The sequence below is a fragment of the Raoultella sp. T31 genome (assembly GCF_002806725.1).
Taxonomy (GTDB): Bacteria; Pseudomonadota; Gammaproteobacteria; order Enterobacterales; family Enterobacteriaceae; genus Klebsiella; species Klebsiella electrica.
In genome coordinates this window covers 72,518-91,844 of the sequence record NZ_PIBO01000015.1, presented here as the reverse complement: position 1 = coordinate 91,844, position 19,327 = coordinate 72,518, and the positions used below count along the sequence as shown (strand labels likewise).

Below are 19,327 nucleotides of genomic sequence, written 5' to 3'. Positions count from 1 at the left end.
CTCCCCGGCGCGATATCGCTAAATCTCTGCGCAGATCCATAATCCAGATCAATAAAAAAGCGGCGGAAAATATTCCCTTCCTGAGGTAATTCCCCCGATAATCTTCGAGGTTTTTCTGGAGACTGATACCGACAGAAGCTGCGTTCAATAAGTTGCTTTTCTGATTGCCGTGCAATCATTGATTAATTTCACTTGCGACTTTAGCAGCATTTTGTAATGTGAGAGATGATCCAGCAGGAAACTGGCTAGGCACAAACAGCACACATCTCCCAGGAAATACGTTATGAAAAATGTTGGTTTTATCGGCTGGCGCGGAATGGTCGGCTCTGTACTCATGCAACGCATGGTTGAAGAGCGCGACTTCGACGCCATTCGCCCTGTTTTTTTCTCCACCTCTCAGCTGGGGCAGCCGGCTCCATCCTTTGGTGGCAGCGCCGGCGGTACGCTTCAGGATGCCTTTGACCTGGACGCGCTGAAGGCACTGGACATTATTGTGACCTGCCAGGGCGGGGATTATACCAACGACGTTTATCCGAAGCTGCGTGAGAGCGGCTGGCAGGGGTACTGGATTGATGCCGCTTCTTCGCTGCGCATGAAAGACGACGCCATCATTATTCTTGATCCGGTAAACCAGGACGTGATTACCGCTGGCCTGAATAACGGCGTGAAAACGTTTGTTGGCGGCAATTGTACCGTCAGCCTGATGCTGATGTCCCTCGGCGGCCTGTTTGCCCAGGATCTCGTGGAGTGGGTTAGCGTGGCCACTTACCAGGCGGCATCCGGCGGCGGGGCGCGTCACATGCGCGAGCTGCTGACTCAGATGGGCCAGCTGCATAGCCACGTGGCGACTGAGCTGGCGAACCCGGCATCCGCCATTCTGGATATCGAACGCAAAGTGACGGCGCTGACCCGCAGCGGCGATCTGGCGGTGGATAACTTTGGTGTGCCGCTGGCAGGCAGCCTGATCCCCTGGATCGACAAGCAGCTGGACAACGGCCAGAGCCGTGAAGAGTGGAAAGGTCAGGCTGAGACCAACAAAATTCTGGCCACCTCGTCCGTTATTCCGGTCGATGGTCTGTGCGTCCGCGTTGGCGCGCTGCGTTGCCACAGCCAGGCATTTACCATCAAACTGAAAAAAGATGTCTCTGTCCCGACCGTTGAAGAACTGCTGGCCGCACACAACCCGTGGGCTAAAGTGGTACCAAACGATCGTGATATTACGATGCGTGAACTGACCCCGGCTGCCGTTACCGGCACCCTGACCACGCCAGTGGGCCGTTTGCGTAAGCTGAATATGGGGCCGGAATACCTGTCGGCTTTCACCGTCGGTGACCAGCTCCTGTGGGGCGCCGCCGAGCCGCTGCGACGCATGCTGCGCCAGCTGGCTTGATAACTGGATGAACAAAAAGGGGGTGTCTTACACCTCCTTTTTTTTGCGTAATACAAGGAGTAAACGCGGATGTTAGATTTTTCCAACGGAGGTAAGACAGCCCTGGCTATGCTTTAAGTAAGGAACGATAACGTTACCTTACCTGAAGGTGGGACGGAGCAGGAGAAAGCACGGTGTGCTGCACCGTTCAGGTCAAAAAAAGTCGTCAGCTACAGGAAAGGGCGACACTTACAACAGGATGAAACCATGTCTAATCGTATCGATAGAGACGTGATTAATGCGCTTATCTCCGGCCATTTTGCGGATCCCTTTTCCGTACTGGGTATGCATCAAACCGCTGCCGGGCTGGAAGTACGCGCATTATTACCCGATGCCACCGATGTCTGGGTTATTGAACCGAAAACCGGGCGCAAAGTCGGCAAACTCGAATGCCTCGACTCACGCGGATTCTTCAGCGGCGTTCTGCCGCGTCGCAAAAATACTTTTCGTTACCAGCTGGCGGTCACCTGGCACGACCAGCAAAACCTGATTGACGACCCTTATCGCTTTGGGCCGCTGCTGCAGGATCTTGATGTCTGGCTGCTGTCGGAAGGGACTCATCTACGGCCCTATGAAACGCTGGGGGCGCACGCTGACACGATGGACGGCGTCACCGGTACGCGCTTTTCTGTCTGGGCGCCGAACGCCCGCCGGGTTTCCGTGGTCGGGCAGTTCAACTACTGGGATGGCCGCCGTCATCCGATGCGCCTGCGCAAAGAGTCCGGCATCTGGGAGCTGTTTGTGCCCGGCGCGCATAACGGCCAACTGTATAAATTTGAGCTGATTGACGCCCACGGCCACCTGCGCGTGAAGTCCGACCCTTATGCCTTTGAAGCGCAGATGCGTCCGGAAAGCGCATCGCTTATCTGTAGTCTGCCGGAAAAGGTCGAACAGCCGGAGTCCCGCAAGCAGGCCAATCAGTTTGATGCGCCGATTTCGATTTATGAAGTCCATCTGGGTTCCTGGCGCCGCCATACCGATAACAACTTCTGGTTAAGCTACCGCGAACTGGCCGATCAGCTGGTGCCCTACGCGAAGTGGATGGGCTTCACCCATCTGGAGCTGCTGCCGGTAAACGAACATCCGTTCGACGGCAGCTGGGGCTATCAGCCGACCGGCCTGTACGCGCCGACCCGCCGCTTCGGTACTCGTGAAGACTTCCGCTACTTCCTGAACGCTGCCCATGCCGCGGGTCTGAACGTGATCCTCGACTGGGTGCCGGGCCATTTCCCGTCGGATGACTTTGCGCTGGCATCGTTTGACGGCACCGCGTTGTATGAACACAGCGACCCGCGAGAAGGTTATCACCAGGACTGGAATACGCTGATCTACAACTACGGTCGCCGTGAAGTCAGCAACTTCCTGGTCGGGAACGCGCTGTACTGGATTGAGCGTTTTGGTATCGACGCTCTGCGGGTGGATGCGGTCGCGTCAATGATCTACCGCGACTACAGCCGCAAGGAGGGCGAGTGGGTGCCCAATGAGTACGGCGGTCGGGAAAACCTCGAAGCGATTGAGTTCCTGCGTAATACCAACCGCGTGCTCGGCGAACAGACGCCGGGGGCAATCACGATGGCCGAGGAGTCTACCGACTTCTCCGGGGTTTCACGACCTTCTTCGACGGGCGGTCTTGGCTTCTGGTTCAAATGGAACCTCGGCTGGATGCATGACACCCTCGACTACATGAAGCTCGATCCCATCTATCGTCGTCATCATCACGACAAGATGACCTTCGGGATGCTCTACAACTACACCGAAAACTTCGTGCTGCCGCTGTCACACGATGAAGTGGTTCACGGCAAAAAATCGATTCTTGACCGGATGCCCGGCGATGCCTGGCAGAAGTTTGCCAACCTGCGCGCCTACTACGGCTGGATGTTTGCCTTCCCGGGAAAAAAACTGCTGTTTATGGGCAATGAATTTGCCCAGGGGCGGGAGTGGAACCACGACGGCAGCCTGGACTGGCATCTGCTGGAAGGCGGCGATAACTGGCATCACGGCGTCCAGCGTCTGGTTCGCGATCTGAACCATACCTATCGTCACCATAAAGCGCTGCACGAACTCGATTTTGACCCCTACGGCTTTGAATGGCTGGTGGTGGATGACCACGAGCGCTCGGTCTTTATCTTTGTACGTCGCGATAAAGCCGGGAATGAAATCATCGTTGCCAGCAACTTCACTCCGGTGCCGCGCCACGACTATCGTTTCGGGATTAACCAGCCAGGGCGCTGGCGAGAAGAACTGAATACCGACTCGATGCACTACCACGGTAGCAACACCGGTAACGGCGGCATCGTGGAAAGCGAGGCTATCGCCAGCCACGGGCGGGAACATTCTCTCTCAATTACGCTACCGCCGCTGGCGACCGTCTGGCTGGTACGGGAGGCAGAATGACGACACTGGCGGCCGGAAAACCCTCGCCGTTGGGCGCAAGCTATGACGGAAAGGGCGTGAACTTCACGCTCTTTTCCGCCCATGCCGAACGGGTGGAGCTCTGCGTGTTTGATGCGCAAGGCAATGAACAGCGGTTCGATTTACCCGCGCGCACGGGCGATATCTGGCACGGCTGGCTTCCTGCCGCCGGGCCGGGTCTGCGCTACGGCTACCGCGTGCATGGGCCGTGGGATCCGGCGCAGGGGCACCGCTTTAATCCGGCCAAACTGCTGCTCGACCCGTGCTGTCATCGGGTTGAGGGCGAACTGCACGATGATGAGCGCCTCCACGGCGGCGATCTTTCTCCCGATCGTCGCGACAGCGCGGCGATTGCGCCAAAGTCGCAGGTGGTGGATCTGTATTACAACTGGCAGAACGATGCGCCGCCGGGAACGCCCTGGGGCCAGACGGTTATCTATGAAGCCCATGTGAAAGGGCTGACCTGGCTGCATCCCGGGTTGCCGGAGTCTATCCGCGGCACCTATAAAGCGCTGGGCCATCCGGTGATGATCGATTACTTCAGGACCCTTGGCATTACGGCGCTGGAGCTGATGCCGGTGGCGCAGTTTGCCAGTGAACCGCGCTTGCAGAGAATGGGATTAAGCAACTACTGGGGCTATAACCCGATGGCGATGTATGCGCTCGATCCGCGCTATGCCAGCGAGCCTGCGCGTGCGCTGGATGAGTTTCGCGATGCGGTAAAGGCGCTGCATGCGGCGGGCATCGAAGTGATCCTCGACATAGTGCTGAACCACAGCGCCGAAATTGACCTTGAGGGGCCGACCTTCTCTTTGCGCGGAATCGATAACCGTAACTATTATTGGATCAGAGAAGACGGGGATTACTACAACTGGACCGGCTGCGGCAATACGCTCAATCTCAGCCAGCCGAACGTGGTGGAGTATGCCCGCCAGTGTCTGCGGTTTTGGGTCGATGAGTGCCATGTCGATGGCTTTCGCTTTGATCTAGCCTCGGTGATGGGACGCACGCCGGAATTTCGCCAGGATGCGCCGCTGTTTGAAGCGATCCGTCACGATCCGCATCTGGCGGCCGTGAAGCTGATTGCTGAACCCTGGGATATTGGCGCCGGCGGCTATCAGGTGGGGAACTTCCCGCCGCTGTTTGCCGAATGGAATGACCATTTTCGCGATGTCGCGAGGCGCTTCTGGTTACAGCAAAGCGTGTCGCTGGGCGAGTTTGCCCGGCGTTTTGCCGCCTCCAGCGATCTCTTTTCACGTAACGGTCGCCAGCCCGCTGCGGCGGTGAATCTGATCACCGCCCACGATGGTTTCACCTTGCGCGACTGCGTTTGCTTCAATCAGAAGCATAATGAGGCGAATGGTGAAGAGAATCGCGATGGGACTAACAATAACTACAGCAGCAATCATGGTATAGAGGGAACAGGAGGCAGTCTTGATGTGCTTGAACGGCGTCGGGACAGCGTTCATGCCCTGCTCTCGACGCTGCTGCTGGCACAGGGCACGCCGATGCTGCTGGCGGGTGACGAGCATGGTCATAGCCAGCACGGCAACAATAACGCCTATTGTCAGGACAACGCATTGACCTGGCTTGACTGGAACCAGGCAAATAGCGGGCTGACGGCATTTACCGCTGCGCTTATTCACCTGCGTCGATGCATACCGGCATTAACCAGCAACCGCTGGTGGCAGGAAGGGGATGATAACGTTGTTTGGCTAAACCAGTATGCGCAACCGTTAACTGCTGATGAATGGCAGCATGGCACCGCGCGTCTGCAAATTTTGCTGTCTGGCCGTTGGTTAATGACGGTGAATGCCACCGCTGAGGTGGCGCATATGGAATTACCTGAGGGGGAGTGGCATGCCGTTCCTCCTTTCGCCGGAGAGGATAATCCGGTCGTCATGGCTGTCTGGCACGGACCCGCGCACGGAGTGTGCGTATTTCAAAGGTCGTAAGCCCTGAAGCTTCCGGTTGCTCTCGCGGCCGCTGCGCGGCGAGAGGGACAGGAAGGCTGGGATGTAAAAAGGAGTTAATCATGGTTAGGCTAGAAAAGAACGATCCGTTGATGCTGGCGCGTCAGCTCCCCATCAAAACCGTTGCATTGATTCTTGCGGGTGGGCGCGGTACCCGGCTTAAGGACTTAACTATTAAGCGTGCAAAACCGGCTGTCCATTTCGGCGGTAAGTTTCGCATAATCGATTTCGCATTATCTAACTGCATTAACTCAGGTATTCGCCGTATCGGCGTTATCACCCAGTATCAATCGCACACTCTGGTACAACATATCCAGCGCGGCTGGTCATTTTTTAGCGAAGAAATGAACGAGTTCGTGGATTTACTGCCAGCGCAACAGCGGGTACATGGCGAAAACTGGTATCGCGGCACGGCTGATGCGGTGACGCAGAACCTCGACATCATTCGCCGCTATAAAGCGGAATATGTGGTGATCCTCGCCGGCGATCATATTTACAAGCAAGACTACTCGCGCATGTTGATCGATCACGTCGAAAAAGGGGCCCGCTGCACCGTGGCCTGTATGCCGGTGCCCATTGAAGAGGCATCCGCCTTTGGCGTCATGGCGGTGGATGAAAACGATAAAATTATCGAATTCGTCGAAAAACCCGCGACTCCGCCCGCGATGCCGAGCGATGCGACCAAATCGCTGGCCAGCATGGGGATCTATGTCTTTGATGCTGATTATCTTTATGAACTACTGACTGAAGATGACGACGACGAAAACTCCAGCCACGATTTCGGCAAAGATATTATTCCGAAGATAACCGAAGCTGGCATGGCTTATGCACATCCTTTCCCGCTCTCCTGCGTGCAGTCTGATCCGGATGCGGAACCGTACTGGCGCGATGTGGGGACGCTTGAAGCCTACTGGAAAGCGAACCTTGACCTGGCCTCGGTGACGCCGGAGCTGGATATGTATGATCAGAACTGGCCGATTCGGACCCATATGGAGTCTCTGCCGCCCGCGAAGTTCGTTCAGGACCGCTCTGGTAGTCACGGTATGACCTTGAACTCGCTGGTTTCCGGCGGCTGTATTATCTCCGGTTCGGTGGTGGTGCAATCGGTGCTGTTCCCGCGCGTGCGCGTGAATTCATTCTGTAACATTGATTCGGCAGTCTTATTGCCAGAAGTGTGGGTGGGGCGCTCATGCCGCCTGCGCCGCTGCATAATCGATCGCGCCTGTGTGATTCCTGAGGGCATGGTGATTGGCGAACACGCGGAAGAGGATGCGCGTCGGTTCTACCGATCGGAGGAGGGTATCGTGCTGGTTACGCGTGATATGTTGCGGAAGTTGGGGCATAAACAGGAGCGATAATGCAGGTCTTACATGTATGTTCAGAGATGTTCCCGCTGTTAAAAACCGGCGGTCTGGCGGATGTAATCGGCGCGCTGCCTGCGGCGCAAATCGCTGAGGGTATTGATACGCGCGTGCTGCTGCCGGCGTTCCCGGATATTCGCCGTGGCGTCACCGATGCGCAGGTTGTGACGCGCAGAGAGACCTTTGCCGGACGCATGACGCTGCTGTTTGGTCACTATAACGGCGTGGGGATCTATTTGATTGATGCCCCGCATCTCTACGACCGTCCAGGGAGCCCTTACCACGACACTAACCAACATGCTTACACCGACAACGTGCTGCGTTTTGCGCTGCTGGGTTGGGTAGGTAGCGAGATGGCCTGCGGGCTGGACCCTTTCTGGCGTCCTGATGTCGTGCATGCTCACGACTGGCATGCGGGCCTGACTCCTGCCTATCTGGCAGCGCGTGGACGACCGGCGAAATCGGTCTTTACGGTACACAACCTGGCTTATCAGGGCATGTTCTATTCATGGCATATGAATGAGATAGAGCTGCCGTGGTCGTTCTATAACATGCATGGTCTGGAGTTCAACGGCCAGATCTCGTTCCTTAAGTCTGGACTCTATTTTGCCGATCATATTACGGCGGTCAGCCCGACCTACGCGCGTGAAATCACCGAACCGCAATTTGCCTACGGCATGGAAGGGCTGCTGCGTCAGCGTCAGCACGAGGGGCGGCTATCGGGGATTCTGAACGGCGTGGATGCGGGTATCTGGAACCCGGAAAGCGACCTGCTGCTGGCGTCGCGTTATGATCGCGATTGCCTTGAAGACAAAGCGGAGAACAAGCGCCAGCTGCAAATTGCGATGGGGTTGCAAGTCGACGACAAAGCCCCGCTGTTCGCCGTGGTCAGCCGTCTGACCAGCCAGAAAGGGCTGGATTTAGTTCTCGAAGCGCTGCCGGGCCTGCTTGAGCAGGGTGGGCAGCTGGCGCTGCTTGGCGCAGGGGATCCGGTACTGCAGGAAGGTTTCCTGGCCGCGGCCGCCGAGCATCCGGGCAAAGTTGGCGTGCAGATTGGTTATCACGAGGCTTTCTCACACCGCATTATGGGCGGTGCCGACGTGATTCTGGTTCCCAGCCGTTTCGAGCCCTGTGGCTTAACACAGTTGTATGGCCTGAAGTACGGCACGTTGCCGCTGGTGCGGCGTACCGGGGGGCTAGCGGATACCGTGACCGACAGTTCGCTGGAAAACCTGGCCGATGGCGTAGCCAGCGGTTTTGTCTTTGAAGACAGCAATGCGCTATCGCTGCTGCGGGCTATTCGGCGCGCATTCGTGCTGTGGTCGCGCCCGTCGCTCTGGCGTTACGTTCAGCGTCAGGCGATGAATATGGATTTTAGCTGGCAGGTCGCGGCGAACTCTTATCGAGAACTTTATCAACGCTTGATGTAACCACAGGAGTCATTGCGATGAATGTACCCTTTAGCTACGCATCACCCACGCTGAGCGTTGAGGCGTTAAAGCACTCTATTGCCTATAAGCTGATGTTTATCATTGGTAAAGATCCCGCTATTGCCAATAAGCACGAGTGGCTCAACGCCACGTTGTTTGCCGTTCGCGACCGTATGGTGGAGCGCTGGCTGCGCTCTAATCGCGCTCAGCTTTCTCAGGAGGTTCGCCAGGTTTATTACCTGTCGATGGAGTTTCTGATTGGTCGTACGCTCTCTAACGCCTTGCTGTCGTTGGGCATCTATGAGGATGTGAACTGCGCACTGGAAGAGATGGGGCTGAACCTTGAAGAGCTGATTGACGAAGAGAATGACCCGGGGCTGGGCAATGGCGGCCTTGGGCGCCTGGCCGCCTGTTTCCTCGACTCGCTGGCGGCGTTAGGCTTGCCTGGTCGTGGTTACGGTATCCGCTATGACTACGGGATGTTTAAGCAAAACATCGTTGACGGGCGGCAGAAAGAGTCCCCGGATTACTGGCTTGAGTACGGCAACCCGTGGGAGTTTGAGCGGCATAATACGCGTTACAAAGTGCGCTTCGGCGGGCGCATTCAGCAGGAAGGCAAACAGTCGCGCTGGGTTGAAACCGAAGAGATCCTCGCGGAAGCCTACGATCAGATTATCCCGGGCTTTGATACCGATGCGACCAACACGCTCCGTCTGTGGAGCGCTCAGGCCAGCAGCGAGATTAACCTTGGTAAATTTAATCAGGGTGATTACTTCGCGGCGGTAGAAGATAAAAACCATTCTGAAAACGTCTCCCGGGTACTGTATCCGGACGACTCGACCTACTCCGGGCGCGAGCTGCGCTTGCGTCAGGAATATTTCCTCGTCTCCGCTACGGTGCAGGATATTCTCAGCCGCCATTATCAACTGCACAAATCTTTCGCTAACCTGGCAGACAAAATAGCGATTCACCTCAACGACACCCATCCGGTGCTGTCGATCCCGGAGCTGATGCGCCTGCTGATTGATGAGCATAAGTTCGGCTGGGATGAAGCGTTTGAAGTCACCTGCCAGGTGTTCTCCTACACCAACCATACGTTGATGAGCGAAGCGCTGGAGACCTGGCCTGTCGATATGCTGGGCAAAATTCTGCCGCGCCATTTGCAGATTATTTTCGAGATCAATGACTACTTCCTGAAGACGCTGCAGGAGCAGTATCCCAATGATACCGCGCTGCTGAGCCGCACATCGATTATCGACGAATCCAACGGCCGTCGCGTGCGCATGGCGTGGCTGGCGGTGGTGATTAGTCATAAAGTAAACGGCGTTTCCGAACTGCACTCCCGACTGATGGTGGAGTCGTTGTTTGCCGACTTCGCGAAGATTTTCCCGATGCGCTTTACAAACGTCACCAACGGCGTGACGCCGCGCCGCTGGCTGGCGCTGGCGAATCCGCCTTTATCAAAGGTGCTGGACGAGAACATCGGCCGTACCTGGCGTACCGACCTGAGCCAGCTGAAGGAGCTGGAGCAGCACATTGACTATCCGACGGTGAATCAGGCTGTACGTCAGGCGAAGCTGGAGAACAAGCAGCGGCTGGCAAACGCGATCGCCCATCAGTTGAATGTGGTGGTGAACCCGAAAGCGCTGTTTGACGTGCAAATCAAACGTATCCACGAGTACAAGCGTCAGCTGATGAACATCCTGCACGTCATTACCCGCTACAACCGTATTAAGGTCGATCCCGACGCCGTATGGGTGCCGCGCGTGAATATTTTTGCCGGTAAAGCCGCCTCGGCTTATTACATGGCCAAGCACATTATTCACCTCATTAACGACGTGGCGGCGGTGGTGAACAACGATCCGCAGATTGGCGAGAAGCTCAAAGTGGTCTTTGTTCCGAACTACAGCGTTAGCCTTGCGCAGCTGATTATTCCGGCGGCGGATCTTTCAGAGCAGATCTCGCTGGCGGGTACCGAAGCTTCCGGAACCAGTAATATGAAATTTGCGCTTAACGGTGCCTTGACCATCGGTACCCTGGACGGCGCGAACGTCGAGATGCTGGAGCACGTGGGTGAGGATAATATCTTTATCTTCGGCAATACCGCGGAACAGGTTGAGGCGCTGCGTCGTAACGGCTATAAGCCGCGGGAATTTTACGAACAGGATCCGGAGCTGCATCAGGCGCTGACGCAAATCGGCACCGGGCTGTTCAGCCCGTCGGAGCCGGGCCGCTATCGCGACCTGCTGGATTCGCTGATCAACTTTGGCGACCATTATCAGGTACTGGCTGATTACCGGAGCTATGTGGATTGCCAGGATAAGGTGGATGAGCTGTATCGTCATCCGGAAGAGTGGGCGATGACGGCGATGCATAATATCGCCAATATGGGCTATTTCTCTTCTGACCGTACGATTCAGGAATATGCCGATCATATCTGGCATATCGACCCGGTACGGCTGTAGCCGGTCACGCAGTCACAACGGGGCCACTGGCCCCGTTTTTTATCGCGGTCTATAAATATACGTTTGGCGTCGGGCTGCTGGTTATTCGTCTGCTGAATCTGTTGGCGGCATTTGGCTGCTGTGATGGAAAAAGGGTTGAGTACTGGTGTATAGTATTAGCAGAACAATTCATAATTAATTGATAATAATATGAAAAAAATTACCACATCTATTCCGGCCCTCGATAAAACCATGCGTGTATTTGATTATCTTCTGGAGTGCGGCGGCGCAACGTTTACCCAGATCCATCAAAATTCAGGGATTGCGAAAAGCAGCACCTCATCTTTGCTGAATGGCATGGTGGAACATGGGTTATTACGCCAGGAAAAAGATAAGTATTATCTGGGGTTACGCCTGTATGAATTAGGTAATAAAGCGGCGGAACAGTATGACATTAAAAAAATCGCTTTACCGATTCTCGAAGAGATCCGCGATAACACCGGCCTGACCTGCCATCTTGGCGTGCTGGAAGGCGATGCGCCAATTTATCTTCTGAAAGTCGAAAGTCCGCAGGCTATTGTGATACGAAGCTGGGAAGGCAAGCGTCTCTCATTACATAGCTCAGGTCTGGGAAAAGTGCTGATTGCATGGCTGAGCGAGGAGGAGCTGGAAGAGCTGCTGCCTTCGGATCAAATACTGACGCGTTTTACGCAGACGACGATCACGGATGTGAATATCCTCAAGCAGGAGCTTGCTGGAATCCGCCGCCGCGGCTGGGGTTATGACAACGAAGAGGACTCCCTTGGCGTGCGCTGTATTGCGGTACCGGTATTCAATGCGCAGGGGAAAGTGATTGCCGCGTTGAGCGTATCAGGCGTTGCGTTCCAGATCCCTGACGATAAACGCGAGTCGCTCGCGACATTAATGATGGATGCCAGCCGTAGCCTGACTCACCTGCTGTGCTGAAATCATCATAGCGCGGACAGTAAAGCCCGCCCAGAGCACTGAGGAAGCGTGCTTCTCAGGAATGAGCCCGCGACGCTTCGCTTACATGAACCTACAGATACCTTATCGCATGTTGATAGCCGGGTAAGGGGTCAACCGCCACCCGGCAGAAATATCAGCCCGATATCGAATACAGGCTTTTATAACCCCGCACGCAGCAATACCTGCTTCAGATTAACAATATGACCTTCATTTGCCGGTAAAACGGGTGGCATCACGTGGGGAGAAATATCAACTCCGCTCAGCTGAATCGCCTTTTTGATTATCCCGAAGAAAGGTGAATCCAGGCTGTAAATAGTAGAAAGTGCGGACAGTCTGCGCTGTAAGCCAAACATCGTCTCGTACTCTTTTTCACACCACGCACGGTAGATCCCGCAGGTGAGCTGCGGCGCAAAATTCGCCGTCGCCGGGATCCCGCCGTTGCCGCCTAAAATAAGCGTATCCATCATATATTCATCATAGCCGGAGAAAATAACGAAATCCGGACGCGCTGGCCTGACATTATTGATAATTTCACGGATGTGGCTAATATTATCAACGGTATCCTTAATGCCGATAATATTGGGGTGGTCTTGCGCCAGCCGGGTAATTAAATCAACGCTAAGATCCTGCCCCGTTAGCGCCGGGAAATTATAGAGAATGATCGGGCTTTTGATGTGATTAGCCACGGTGCTGAAATGATGATAAATATACTCATCGGTTAATCTGGCATAGTACGGATTCAGTACCAGGACCGCATCGACTTCGAGCTGGTCGGCATGCTGACCATACTCAATCACTTCCTGCGTGCTGGTGCTGCTAATGCCGAGCAGCACCGGAATGCGGCGGTTAATATGACGAACGCAAAACTCTGCGGTTTCCAGGCGCAGTGCCTTGGTCATATGACAAAACTCCCCCCCGCTGCCCAGCAGTAATACGCCGTTGACCTTGCTTGCAATAAGATGATCGAGCAACGTCGCCATACCGGTTTTATCTAACTCTCCTTGCGCATTAACAATAGTCGGGACTGGCGGAAATACGCCGTGAAATTTCGTAATCTGAGTCATGTATCGATCCTTAAAACAGGCGAGCCGAAGCCCGCCAGGGATATTATTTAAGCCAGGCTCCGGCCATTAATGATGCGGCGTTAGCAGTGAATTGTTTAAAGACACCGCGACGGTTCGAATAATCGGGTTTCTGCCAGTTTGCCCGCCGGTCTTCAAGGCAGCGGCGTATTTCTTCTTCCGTTTTGTGCACCCCGTCGATGCCAACGATATTGAGCCTGCGGCCTTTGACATCCATTTCGATTAAATCGCCATCTTCCACCAGGGCAATCGGCCCGCCGTCGGCCGCTTCCGGCGAAACGTGTCCGACGCATGGCCCGCTGGTTGCGCCGGAGAAACGACCGTCGGTAATCAACGCGACTTTTCCGTCGAGGCGCTTGTCATACACAATGGCATCGGTGGTCATCAGCATTTCCGGGGCGCCAGAACCTTTTGCCCCCTCGTAGCGAATAAAAATGACATCGCCGGGTTCGATATGGTTATGAATGATCGCCTGCTGGGCATCTTCTTCGGAGTTAAAGACGCGGGCCGGGCCGGTATGGTGGTGCATATCCGGCGCACAGGCGGCATATTTAATGACTGCTCCTTCAGGCGCGATGTTGCCCTTCAGTACCGCAATCGACCCTTTCTTAGTGGCATTTTCGGGTGGCCGAATCACCTCTTCCGGGCTGACTTTGTAATTGCTGAGGTAGCCGTGATTGCGGGTGAAGAAGCCGGATTGATGGAGCATTTCCAGATTGTCACCGAGCGTACGGCCCGTCACGGTAAGTGCATCAAGATCCAGATAATCGCGCAGATACCACTGCACCATTGGCACGCCGCCCGCAAACCACATCATTTCGGTAACGTACTCGCCGCTGGGCTGAATGTTGGTCAGATAAGGGATTTCATTATTGATCCGATCGAACAGTTCAGGCTTCAGCTCCCATCCCAGTTCGTGAGCGATAGCCGGAAGGTGGATCATTGCATTGGTGCTGCCGCCGATCGCCGCATGGACTTTGATCGCGTTTTCAAACGCCGCAGGGGTCAGAATCTTATGGGTGGTGATATTTTTCTCCGCCAGATACAGCGCCTGGTGGCCTGCGGTGCGGGCGACGCGGCGAATTTCCGCCAGGGTCGATGGCAGCAGAGCGCTGCCAGGCAGGGCCAGCCCCAATGCCTCCGACATACACTGCATAGTGCTGGCGGTTCCCATAAACTGGCAGGCTCCGGCGGTAGGGCAACCGCATTGCTGCATCGCTTCCACTTGTTGAATGCTGATTTCGCCTTTCTTCAACTTAGCGGTGATCCCGCCGAGGTCAGAAGTACTCATATTCGGGGCAGGACGCATGGAGCCGCCGGGAATATGCAGCAGCGGCAGATTGAGGCGTGCGGCGGCAATCAGATGTGCCGGGATCGATTTATCGCAGCTTGAGATCAGAATCGCGGCATCATAAGGCACCACTGAGGCATGAATTTCGACCATGTTGGCAATGGCTTCGCGAGACGCCAGGATGTAGTTCATCCCATCGTGGCCCTGGCCCCAGCCGTCGCAGATATCCGTCACATGGTGACGGACCGCACGCCCCCCGCTTTCATGCACGCCCAGTACGGCTTCATCGCCCAACTGGTTAAGATGGAAGCTACCAGGATGGCTTTCGCCATAGCAGTCATCGACAAGGATTTGTCGTTTATTGACATCTTCTTTGCTGTAATTCATTCCAAGACGCAGGGCGTCAAGCTGTGACCACAGGTCGCGAGCATGCTGACATTTCTGGCTCATTTGGCGATTCCTTCCTGTTTAAGTGAGGCACCCGGCGTCGGGGTGTCAGGTGTGTTGCTGCTACCAGCAGGGCGTGCGGTAACAGAAGGCAAGCTGAAAAGCAGTCCGACGGCGATAAGCAGGGCGGCAACCAGTACGGTCATCCCTGCCGTTTGCGAGAACGTCACCGTTAACAGCCCTACAAGGTAGGGCCCGATAAAGCCGCCGATATTGCCGAGCGCGTTGATGGTGCCACGCACGCCGCCGAGTACGTTGGGGGCGAAGAGTAAGGGGGGTAGCGTCCAGAATGGGCCGGCATAGGCTTGCAGGAAGAATCCGCAAATCACCATCATGCCGTAGGCGAGCCAGACGTTATCTTTCAGTAATAAGGACAGGGCGAGACAGACCGCGAAACCCAGCAGAGGAATAGCCGTGTAAAGGCGGCGATTCATGGTTTTATCACACCATTTGGCAATGTAATACTGGCCGATAATGCACAGAACGTAAGGCGCTGCGGTGAGCGCCCCAACGATGGTCATGCCGCTGCCGGTCAGGTGTTTAATCAGATTAGGCATCCACAGCGCGAAGCCATAGAAGCCGACCTGTACGAAGAAATAGATACCGACAAGCTTCCACAGATTGACGCTTTTTAATACTCCGCGAACACTGCTTTGCTCGCCGCCAATACTCAATGCGCGATCGGCCAGCAGCTTTTGTTCGATCCAGGCGCGCTCTTTCGGATCCAGCCACTTCGCCTGATGCGGGTGATCGGAAACCAGAGGCAGCCAGACAAAAAGCAGCCCCAGAGAGAGCAAACCTTCGATGATAAACATCTCCCGCCAGCCGTAAGTTTCGATAAGCCAGCCGGAAAGCGGCCCGGTAATGATGGAGGCGGCGGCCAGGTTCATCTGGAAATAGGCGATGGCCCTGGCGCGCTCCTCATTGGGGAACCAGTGGCCAATCAGCGCCAGAATAGCGGGGTATACAGCGCCTTCCGCTACGCCGAGCACAAAGCGAATAATCAGCAGCTGCGTTGGCGTCTGAACAAAGCCGGTCAGCAGTGCAAAACCGCCCCAGGCGACAATAGTCCAGGCAATTAATTTTTTGGCGCTGAGACGCTCGGCTATCTGACCGCCGGGAATTTGCAGGAAGATATAACCAATGAAGAAGATCCCGGCGACCAGACCGGCAAAAGAAGCGGTCATGCCTAAATCTTCATCCATGCCGCCTGCGATCCCAATGGCGATATTGGTCCTGTCCATATAGGCCACGATATAAACGAGGATCGTGGCTGGGATAATATGCAGCCAGCGCCCTCGTGTGGTCGGTTTCTCTGTTTCAATGCTCATCATTGCATCCCTTTAGTATTAAAAATTATTGTTCTGTATATAGAACTTATGTTCTGTATATTGATAATATGATGATGTATTCATATAGCGTCAATTCCATATATTAAGTAAGGTTATGTTTTGTGATTTGCTTCAAAAATGAGCGGAAACAGGGTGAAAAAGAGTGGGTAAGCTAGTGAATAGCGCCTGCTAGCCTGAAATTGTGCGCTGCCTCACAGGATAAAATTATGCTCTCACCTGGTCATTGTATGTTCAGAGTAAACGGCATTAAATTCTTTATATAGAAATTATGTTCCATATATTGAACTTTATTGTCTTTTAAGGAGAAACAATGGTTACTACCGCGATCTTTCCGTCACGATATGTGCAGGGAAAAGGGGCGTTGACAACGCATCTCCCGCAGGAACTGGCCGCGCTCGGTCATAAGGCGCTGATTTTGCAGGATCCTGTTGTCCATAATGGCTACCGGGATACGGTTGCAACGGCACTCCACGGGGTGATTGATTTTGATATCGAGGTGTTCAGTAGCGAGTGCAGCGATGAGGAAATTGCTCGCATCTGCGCACGCGCGCAGGAAATCGGTGCCGATGTGATTGTCGGTATGGGAGGTGGAAAAACCCTGGATACGGCGAAAGCGACCGGTGCCAGCCTGCGGCTGCCTATTGCTGTGGTTCCGACGCTGGCCTCAACGGATGCGCCATGCAGTTCACTGGTTGTTATCTATACGCCGGAAGGGAAATTCAAACGCTACCTGATGATTCCGCGTAACCCGACGCTTGTGCTGGTGGACAGCGGCATTATTGCCGCCGCGCCGGTACGCTTTTTGATTTCTGGGATCGGCGATGCGCTGGCAACCTGGTTTGAAGCGGAAGATTGTCGGATCAAAGGGGCCGGGAATATGACGACCAGGCCAGGGCCGATGACCGCATTTGAGCTGGCGCGGTTTTGCTACTCTACGTTAATGCGCTATGGGCGTCTGGCGAAACTGGCCTGCGAACAACATCAGGTTACCCCAGCGCTCGAACACGTTATTGAAGCGAACACGCTGTTATCCGGGCTCGGTTTTGAAAGCGGCGGGCTGGCGGCCGCACACGCCATTCATAACGGTCTGACCGTGCTACCCGCCACGCACAAATACTGGCATGGTGAAAAAGTCGCTTTTGGCACGCTGGCAATGCTCATGCTCACCGATAGAGCGCCTGAGCTGATCGAGGAGGTGTATCAGTTCTGCGAAGATATCGGCTTGCCAACTACGCTGGCCGATATTGGTCTGGCCGGCGTTAGCGATGATGAACTGCTGGCCGTTGCCCGGGCGTCTTGTCAGACGGGGGAAACGATACATAACGAGCCGTTTACCATCACCCCGGAGGCGGTGCTGGCGGCATTGCGAGCCGCTGATGCCGTTGGTCAGGCGCGGAAAAAAGCGGCTGGCGTTGCGGCCTCTGGCGGAAAGTGATTGAGGAAAGCGTCCGTTAATGCGCATAAGGGGGGTTGATTCCCCCTTATATCGCGTGTGATGTCAATTTACGACGCCAGCGAAAGCTCAGACTTTCCCGCGTGCTGCGCCAGCCATGCGCCGATCCGCGCCTGCTGCTGGTCATTCAGCCACATTCCCTGTTTCGTCCGCCGCCAGATGGCATCCTCAAGAGTGCGTACCCACTCATGCGCCACCAGGTATTTCAGCTCGGCTTCATAGAACTCATGGCCAAAATCTTCGCCCAGATCCGCTATCGATGCCGCCTCTGCAAGGATCAGCTCGCTGTTGCTGCCGTAGGTGCGGGCATAGTGACGCGCCATCGATTCGCTGATAAATGAGAACCGGCGGCGCAGTTTGGCCGCGTAATCGTCGCGGTCGCCGTCGATATCGCCGCCGGGCAGCACGGCCGTTTTGGTCCAGGCCGGACCGATGCCTTTGTAGTAGGGCGTCAGTTTTTCCAGCGCGTGCTCGGCCAGTTTGCGATAGGTCGTCAGCTTGCCGCCAAAGACCGACAGCAGCGGCGCCTGACCCTGTTGGTCATGAATATCCAGGGTGTAATCGCGGGTAATCGCCTGCGGCGAATCCGATTCGTCATCGCACAGCGGACGGACGCCGGAGTAGGTCCAGACGATATCGTCGCGGGACAGCGTCTTTTTGAAGTGCGCGTTATAGGCGTTCAGCAGATAGTTAATCTCCTGGTCATCGATCGCCACTTTCTGCGGATCGCCTTTGTACTCAACGTCGGTGGTACCGATTATCGAGAACTCATCCATCCACGGGATCACGAACACAATGCGTTTGTCTTCGTTTTGCAGAATGTAGGCCTGTTTCTGGGTGTGCACGCGCGGTACCACGATGTGGCTACCTTTAATCAGGCGGATGCCGTACGGCGAGCGCAGATGCATCCCTTCGTCAAAGAAGTGTTTGACCCACGGGCCGGTCGCATTGACCAGGCCACGGGCCTGCCAGCTGAATTTCTCGCCGGTATCGATATCTTCCGCCTCGACAATCCACAGGCCGTTTTCGCGTTTCGCCGAAATTGCCCGGGTGCGGGTCCGGACCTCGCCACCTTTGCGGACCACCATCTGCGCATTAGCCAGTACCAGACGCGCATCGTCTACCCAGCAGTCGGAATATTCGAAACCGCGCACGATTTCAGGTTTTAATACCGATTCTGCGCCAAATCGCAAACTGGTCGAACCGGGTAAGCTGGTGCGTTTCCCCAGGTGATCGTACATAAACAGACCGATGCGGATCATCCAGGCCGGACGCAGGTGCGGGCGGTGCGGCAGGCGAAAGCGCATGGGAAAAGCGAGATGCGGCGCCATTTTTAACAGCACCTCGCGTTCGGCCAGCGCTTCGCTGACCAGGCGGAATTCATAGTGTTCAAGGTAGCGCAGCCCGCCGTGAATCAGCTTCGAACTGGCGCTGGAAGTGGCGCAAGCGAGATCGCGCGCTTCCAGCATCAGTACGGATAAACCACGCCCGGCGGCGTCTGCCGCGATACCGGCACCGTTGATGCCGCCCCCTATCACAATCAGATCTTTGGTTTCCACGTTCGCTACCTCTGGCACTTTCGTTTAAGCTCAAAAATGTTCGTTATCGCTCAATATAGCAAACAAACGCGCCATTGGTAACATCAAAAAAACATTTCGGAGTGATG

General features: G+C 55.3%; 12 protein-coding genes. 8 read left to right on the top strand and 4 right to left on the bottom strand.

All coding sequences use genetic code 11. The features are described 5' to 3' along the window. Positions 1-283 precede the first annotated feature (283 nt). From asd to CWM52_RS12795, 7 genes are all read left to right on the top strand, one after another. Complete coding sequence (asd, locus tag CWM52_RS12825; protein WP_100684466.1) at positions 284-1,390, top strand: aspartate-semialdehyde dehydrogenase; 1,107 nt, start codon at positions 284-286, stop codon at positions 1,388-1,390. Positions 1,391-1,636: 246 nt separating this feature from the next. Continuing rightward, positions 1,637-3,823, top strand: coding sequence for a 1,4-alpha-glucan branching enzyme (gene glgB, locus CWM52_RS12820; RefSeq protein ID WP_100684465.1), 2,187 nt, complete (start codon positions 1,637-1,639; stop codon positions 3,821-3,823). Next, complete coding sequence (gene glgX, locus CWM52_RS12815; RefSeq protein ID WP_100684464.1) at positions 3,820-5,796, top strand: glycogen debranching protein GlgX; 1,977 nt, start codon at positions 3,820-3,822, stop codon at positions 5,794-5,796. Before glgB ends, glgX begins: the two co-directional genes overlap by 4 nt. Positions 5,797-5,876: 80 nt before the next feature. Next, entirely contained in the window at positions 5,877-7,172 is a 1,296-nt protein-coding gene (gene glgC, locus CWM52_RS12810) for a glucose-1-phosphate adenylyltransferase (RefSeq protein WP_100684463.1), read from the top strand. Further along, positions 7,172-8,605 carry a glycogen synthase GlgA gene (gene glgA, locus CWM52_RS12805; protein ID WP_100684462.1) on the top strand — a complete coding sequence of 478 codons (1,434 nt, stop codon included), beginning with the start codon at positions 7,172-7,174 and terminating at the stop codon, positions 8,603-8,605. The genes glgC and glgA overlap by 1 nt, the downstream gene beginning before the upstream one ends. Positions 8,606-8,622: 17 nt before the next feature. Beyond that, entirely contained in the window at positions 8,623-11,070 is a 2,448-nt protein-coding gene (gene glgP, locus CWM52_RS12800) for a glycogen phosphorylase (RefSeq protein ID WP_100684461.1), read from the top strand. Positions 11,071-11,259: 189 nt separating this feature from the next. Beyond that, a complete protein-coding gene (locus CWM52_RS12795) occupies positions 11,260-12,015 on the top strand; it encodes an IclR family transcriptional regulator (protein ID WP_100684460.1) in 756 nt (251 codons plus the stop codon). Positions 12,016-12,194: 179 nt separating this feature from the next. Here CWM52_RS12795 and CWM52_RS12790 read toward each other — a convergent pair whose 3' ends face one another. Genes CWM52_RS12790 through CWM52_RS12780 form a run of 3 tightly spaced genes read right to left on the bottom strand, consistent with a single transcriptional unit; the run spans position 12,195 to position 16,190 of the window. Beyond that, on the bottom strand, positions 12,195-13,100 hold the full coding sequence (locus CWM52_RS12790; protein WP_100684459.1) for a dihydrodipicolinate synthase family protein: 906 nt from the start codon (positions 13,098-13,100) through the stop codon (positions 12,195-12,197). Between the two features lie 43 nt (positions 13,101-13,143). Then, positions 13,144-14,859: a dihydroxy-acid dehydratase gene (ilvD, locus tag CWM52_RS12785; RefSeq protein WP_100684458.1), complete on the bottom strand. Its 1,716-nt coding sequence runs from the start codon at positions 14,857-14,859 to the stop codon at positions 13,144-13,146. Beyond that, complete coding sequence (locus tag CWM52_RS12780) at positions 14,856-16,190, bottom strand: MFS transporter (RefSeq protein WP_100684457.1); 1,335 nt, start codon at positions 16,188-16,190, stop codon at positions 14,856-14,858. Before CWM52_RS12780 ends, ilvD begins: the two co-directional genes overlap by 4 nt. A gap of 328 nt (positions 16,191-16,518) precedes the next feature. Here CWM52_RS12780 and CWM52_RS12775 point away from each other — a divergent pair, with 328 nt between their 5' ends. Continuing rightward, positions 16,519-17,643, top strand: coding sequence for a glycerol dehydrogenase (locus tag CWM52_RS12775; RefSeq protein ID WP_100684456.1), 1,125 nt, complete (start codon positions 16,519-16,521; stop codon positions 17,641-17,643). 68 nt (positions 17,644-17,711) lie between these two features. Here CWM52_RS12775 and glpD read toward each other — a convergent pair whose 3' ends face one another. Next, positions 17,712-19,220 carry a glycerol-3-phosphate dehydrogenase gene (glpD, locus tag CWM52_RS12770; protein WP_100684455.1) on the bottom strand — a complete coding sequence of 503 codons (1,509 nt, stop codon included), beginning with the start codon at positions 19,218-19,220 and terminating at the stop codon, positions 17,712-17,714. Positions 19,221-19,327 lie beyond the last annotated feature (107 nt).

What these genes read in the sequence shown, in the direction of transcription:
- asd (WP_100684466.1), top strand. Translation starts at nt 284, where the DNA reads ATGAAAAATGTTGGTTTTATCGGCTGGCGCGGAATGGTCGGCTCTGTA.
- glgB (WP_100684465.1), top strand. Translation starts at nt 1,637, where the DNA reads ATGTCTAATCGTATCGATAGAGACGTGATTAATGCGCTTATCTCCGGC.
- glgA (WP_100684462.1), top strand. Translation starts at nt 7,172, where the DNA reads ATGCAGGTCTTACATGTATGTTCAGAGATGTTCCCGCTGTTAAAAACC.
- glgP (WP_100684461.1), top strand. Translation starts at nt 8,623, where the DNA reads ATGAATGTACCCTTTAGCTACGCATCACCCACGCTGAGCGTTGAGGCG.
- ilvD (WP_100684458.1), bottom strand. Translation starts at nt 14,859, where the DNA reads ATGAGCCAGAAATGTCAGCATGCTCGCGACCTGTGGTCACAGCTTGAC.
- glgX (WP_100684464.1), top strand. Translation starts at nt 3,820, where the DNA reads ATGACGACACTGGCGGCCGGAAAACCCTCGCCGTTGGGCGCAAGCTAT.
- CWM52_RS12780 (WP_100684457.1), bottom strand. Translation starts at nt 16,190, where the DNA reads ATGATGAGCATTGAAACAGAGAAACCGACCACACGAGGGCGCTGGCTG.
- CWM52_RS12790 (WP_100684459.1), bottom strand. Translation starts at nt 13,100, where the DNA reads ATGACTCAGATTACGAAATTTCACGGCGTATTTCCGCCAGTCCCGACT.
- CWM52_RS12775 (WP_100684456.1), top strand. Translation starts at nt 16,519, where the DNA reads ATGGTTACTACCGCGATCTTTCCGTCACGATATGTGCAGGGAAAAGGG.
- glgC (WP_100684463.1), top strand. Translation starts at nt 5,877, where the DNA reads ATGGTTAGGCTAGAAAAGAACGATCCGTTGATGCTGGCGCGTCAGCTC.
- CWM52_RS12795 (WP_100684460.1), top strand. Translation starts at nt 11,260, where the DNA reads ATGAAAAAAATTACCACATCTATTCCGGCCCTCGATAAAACCATGCGT.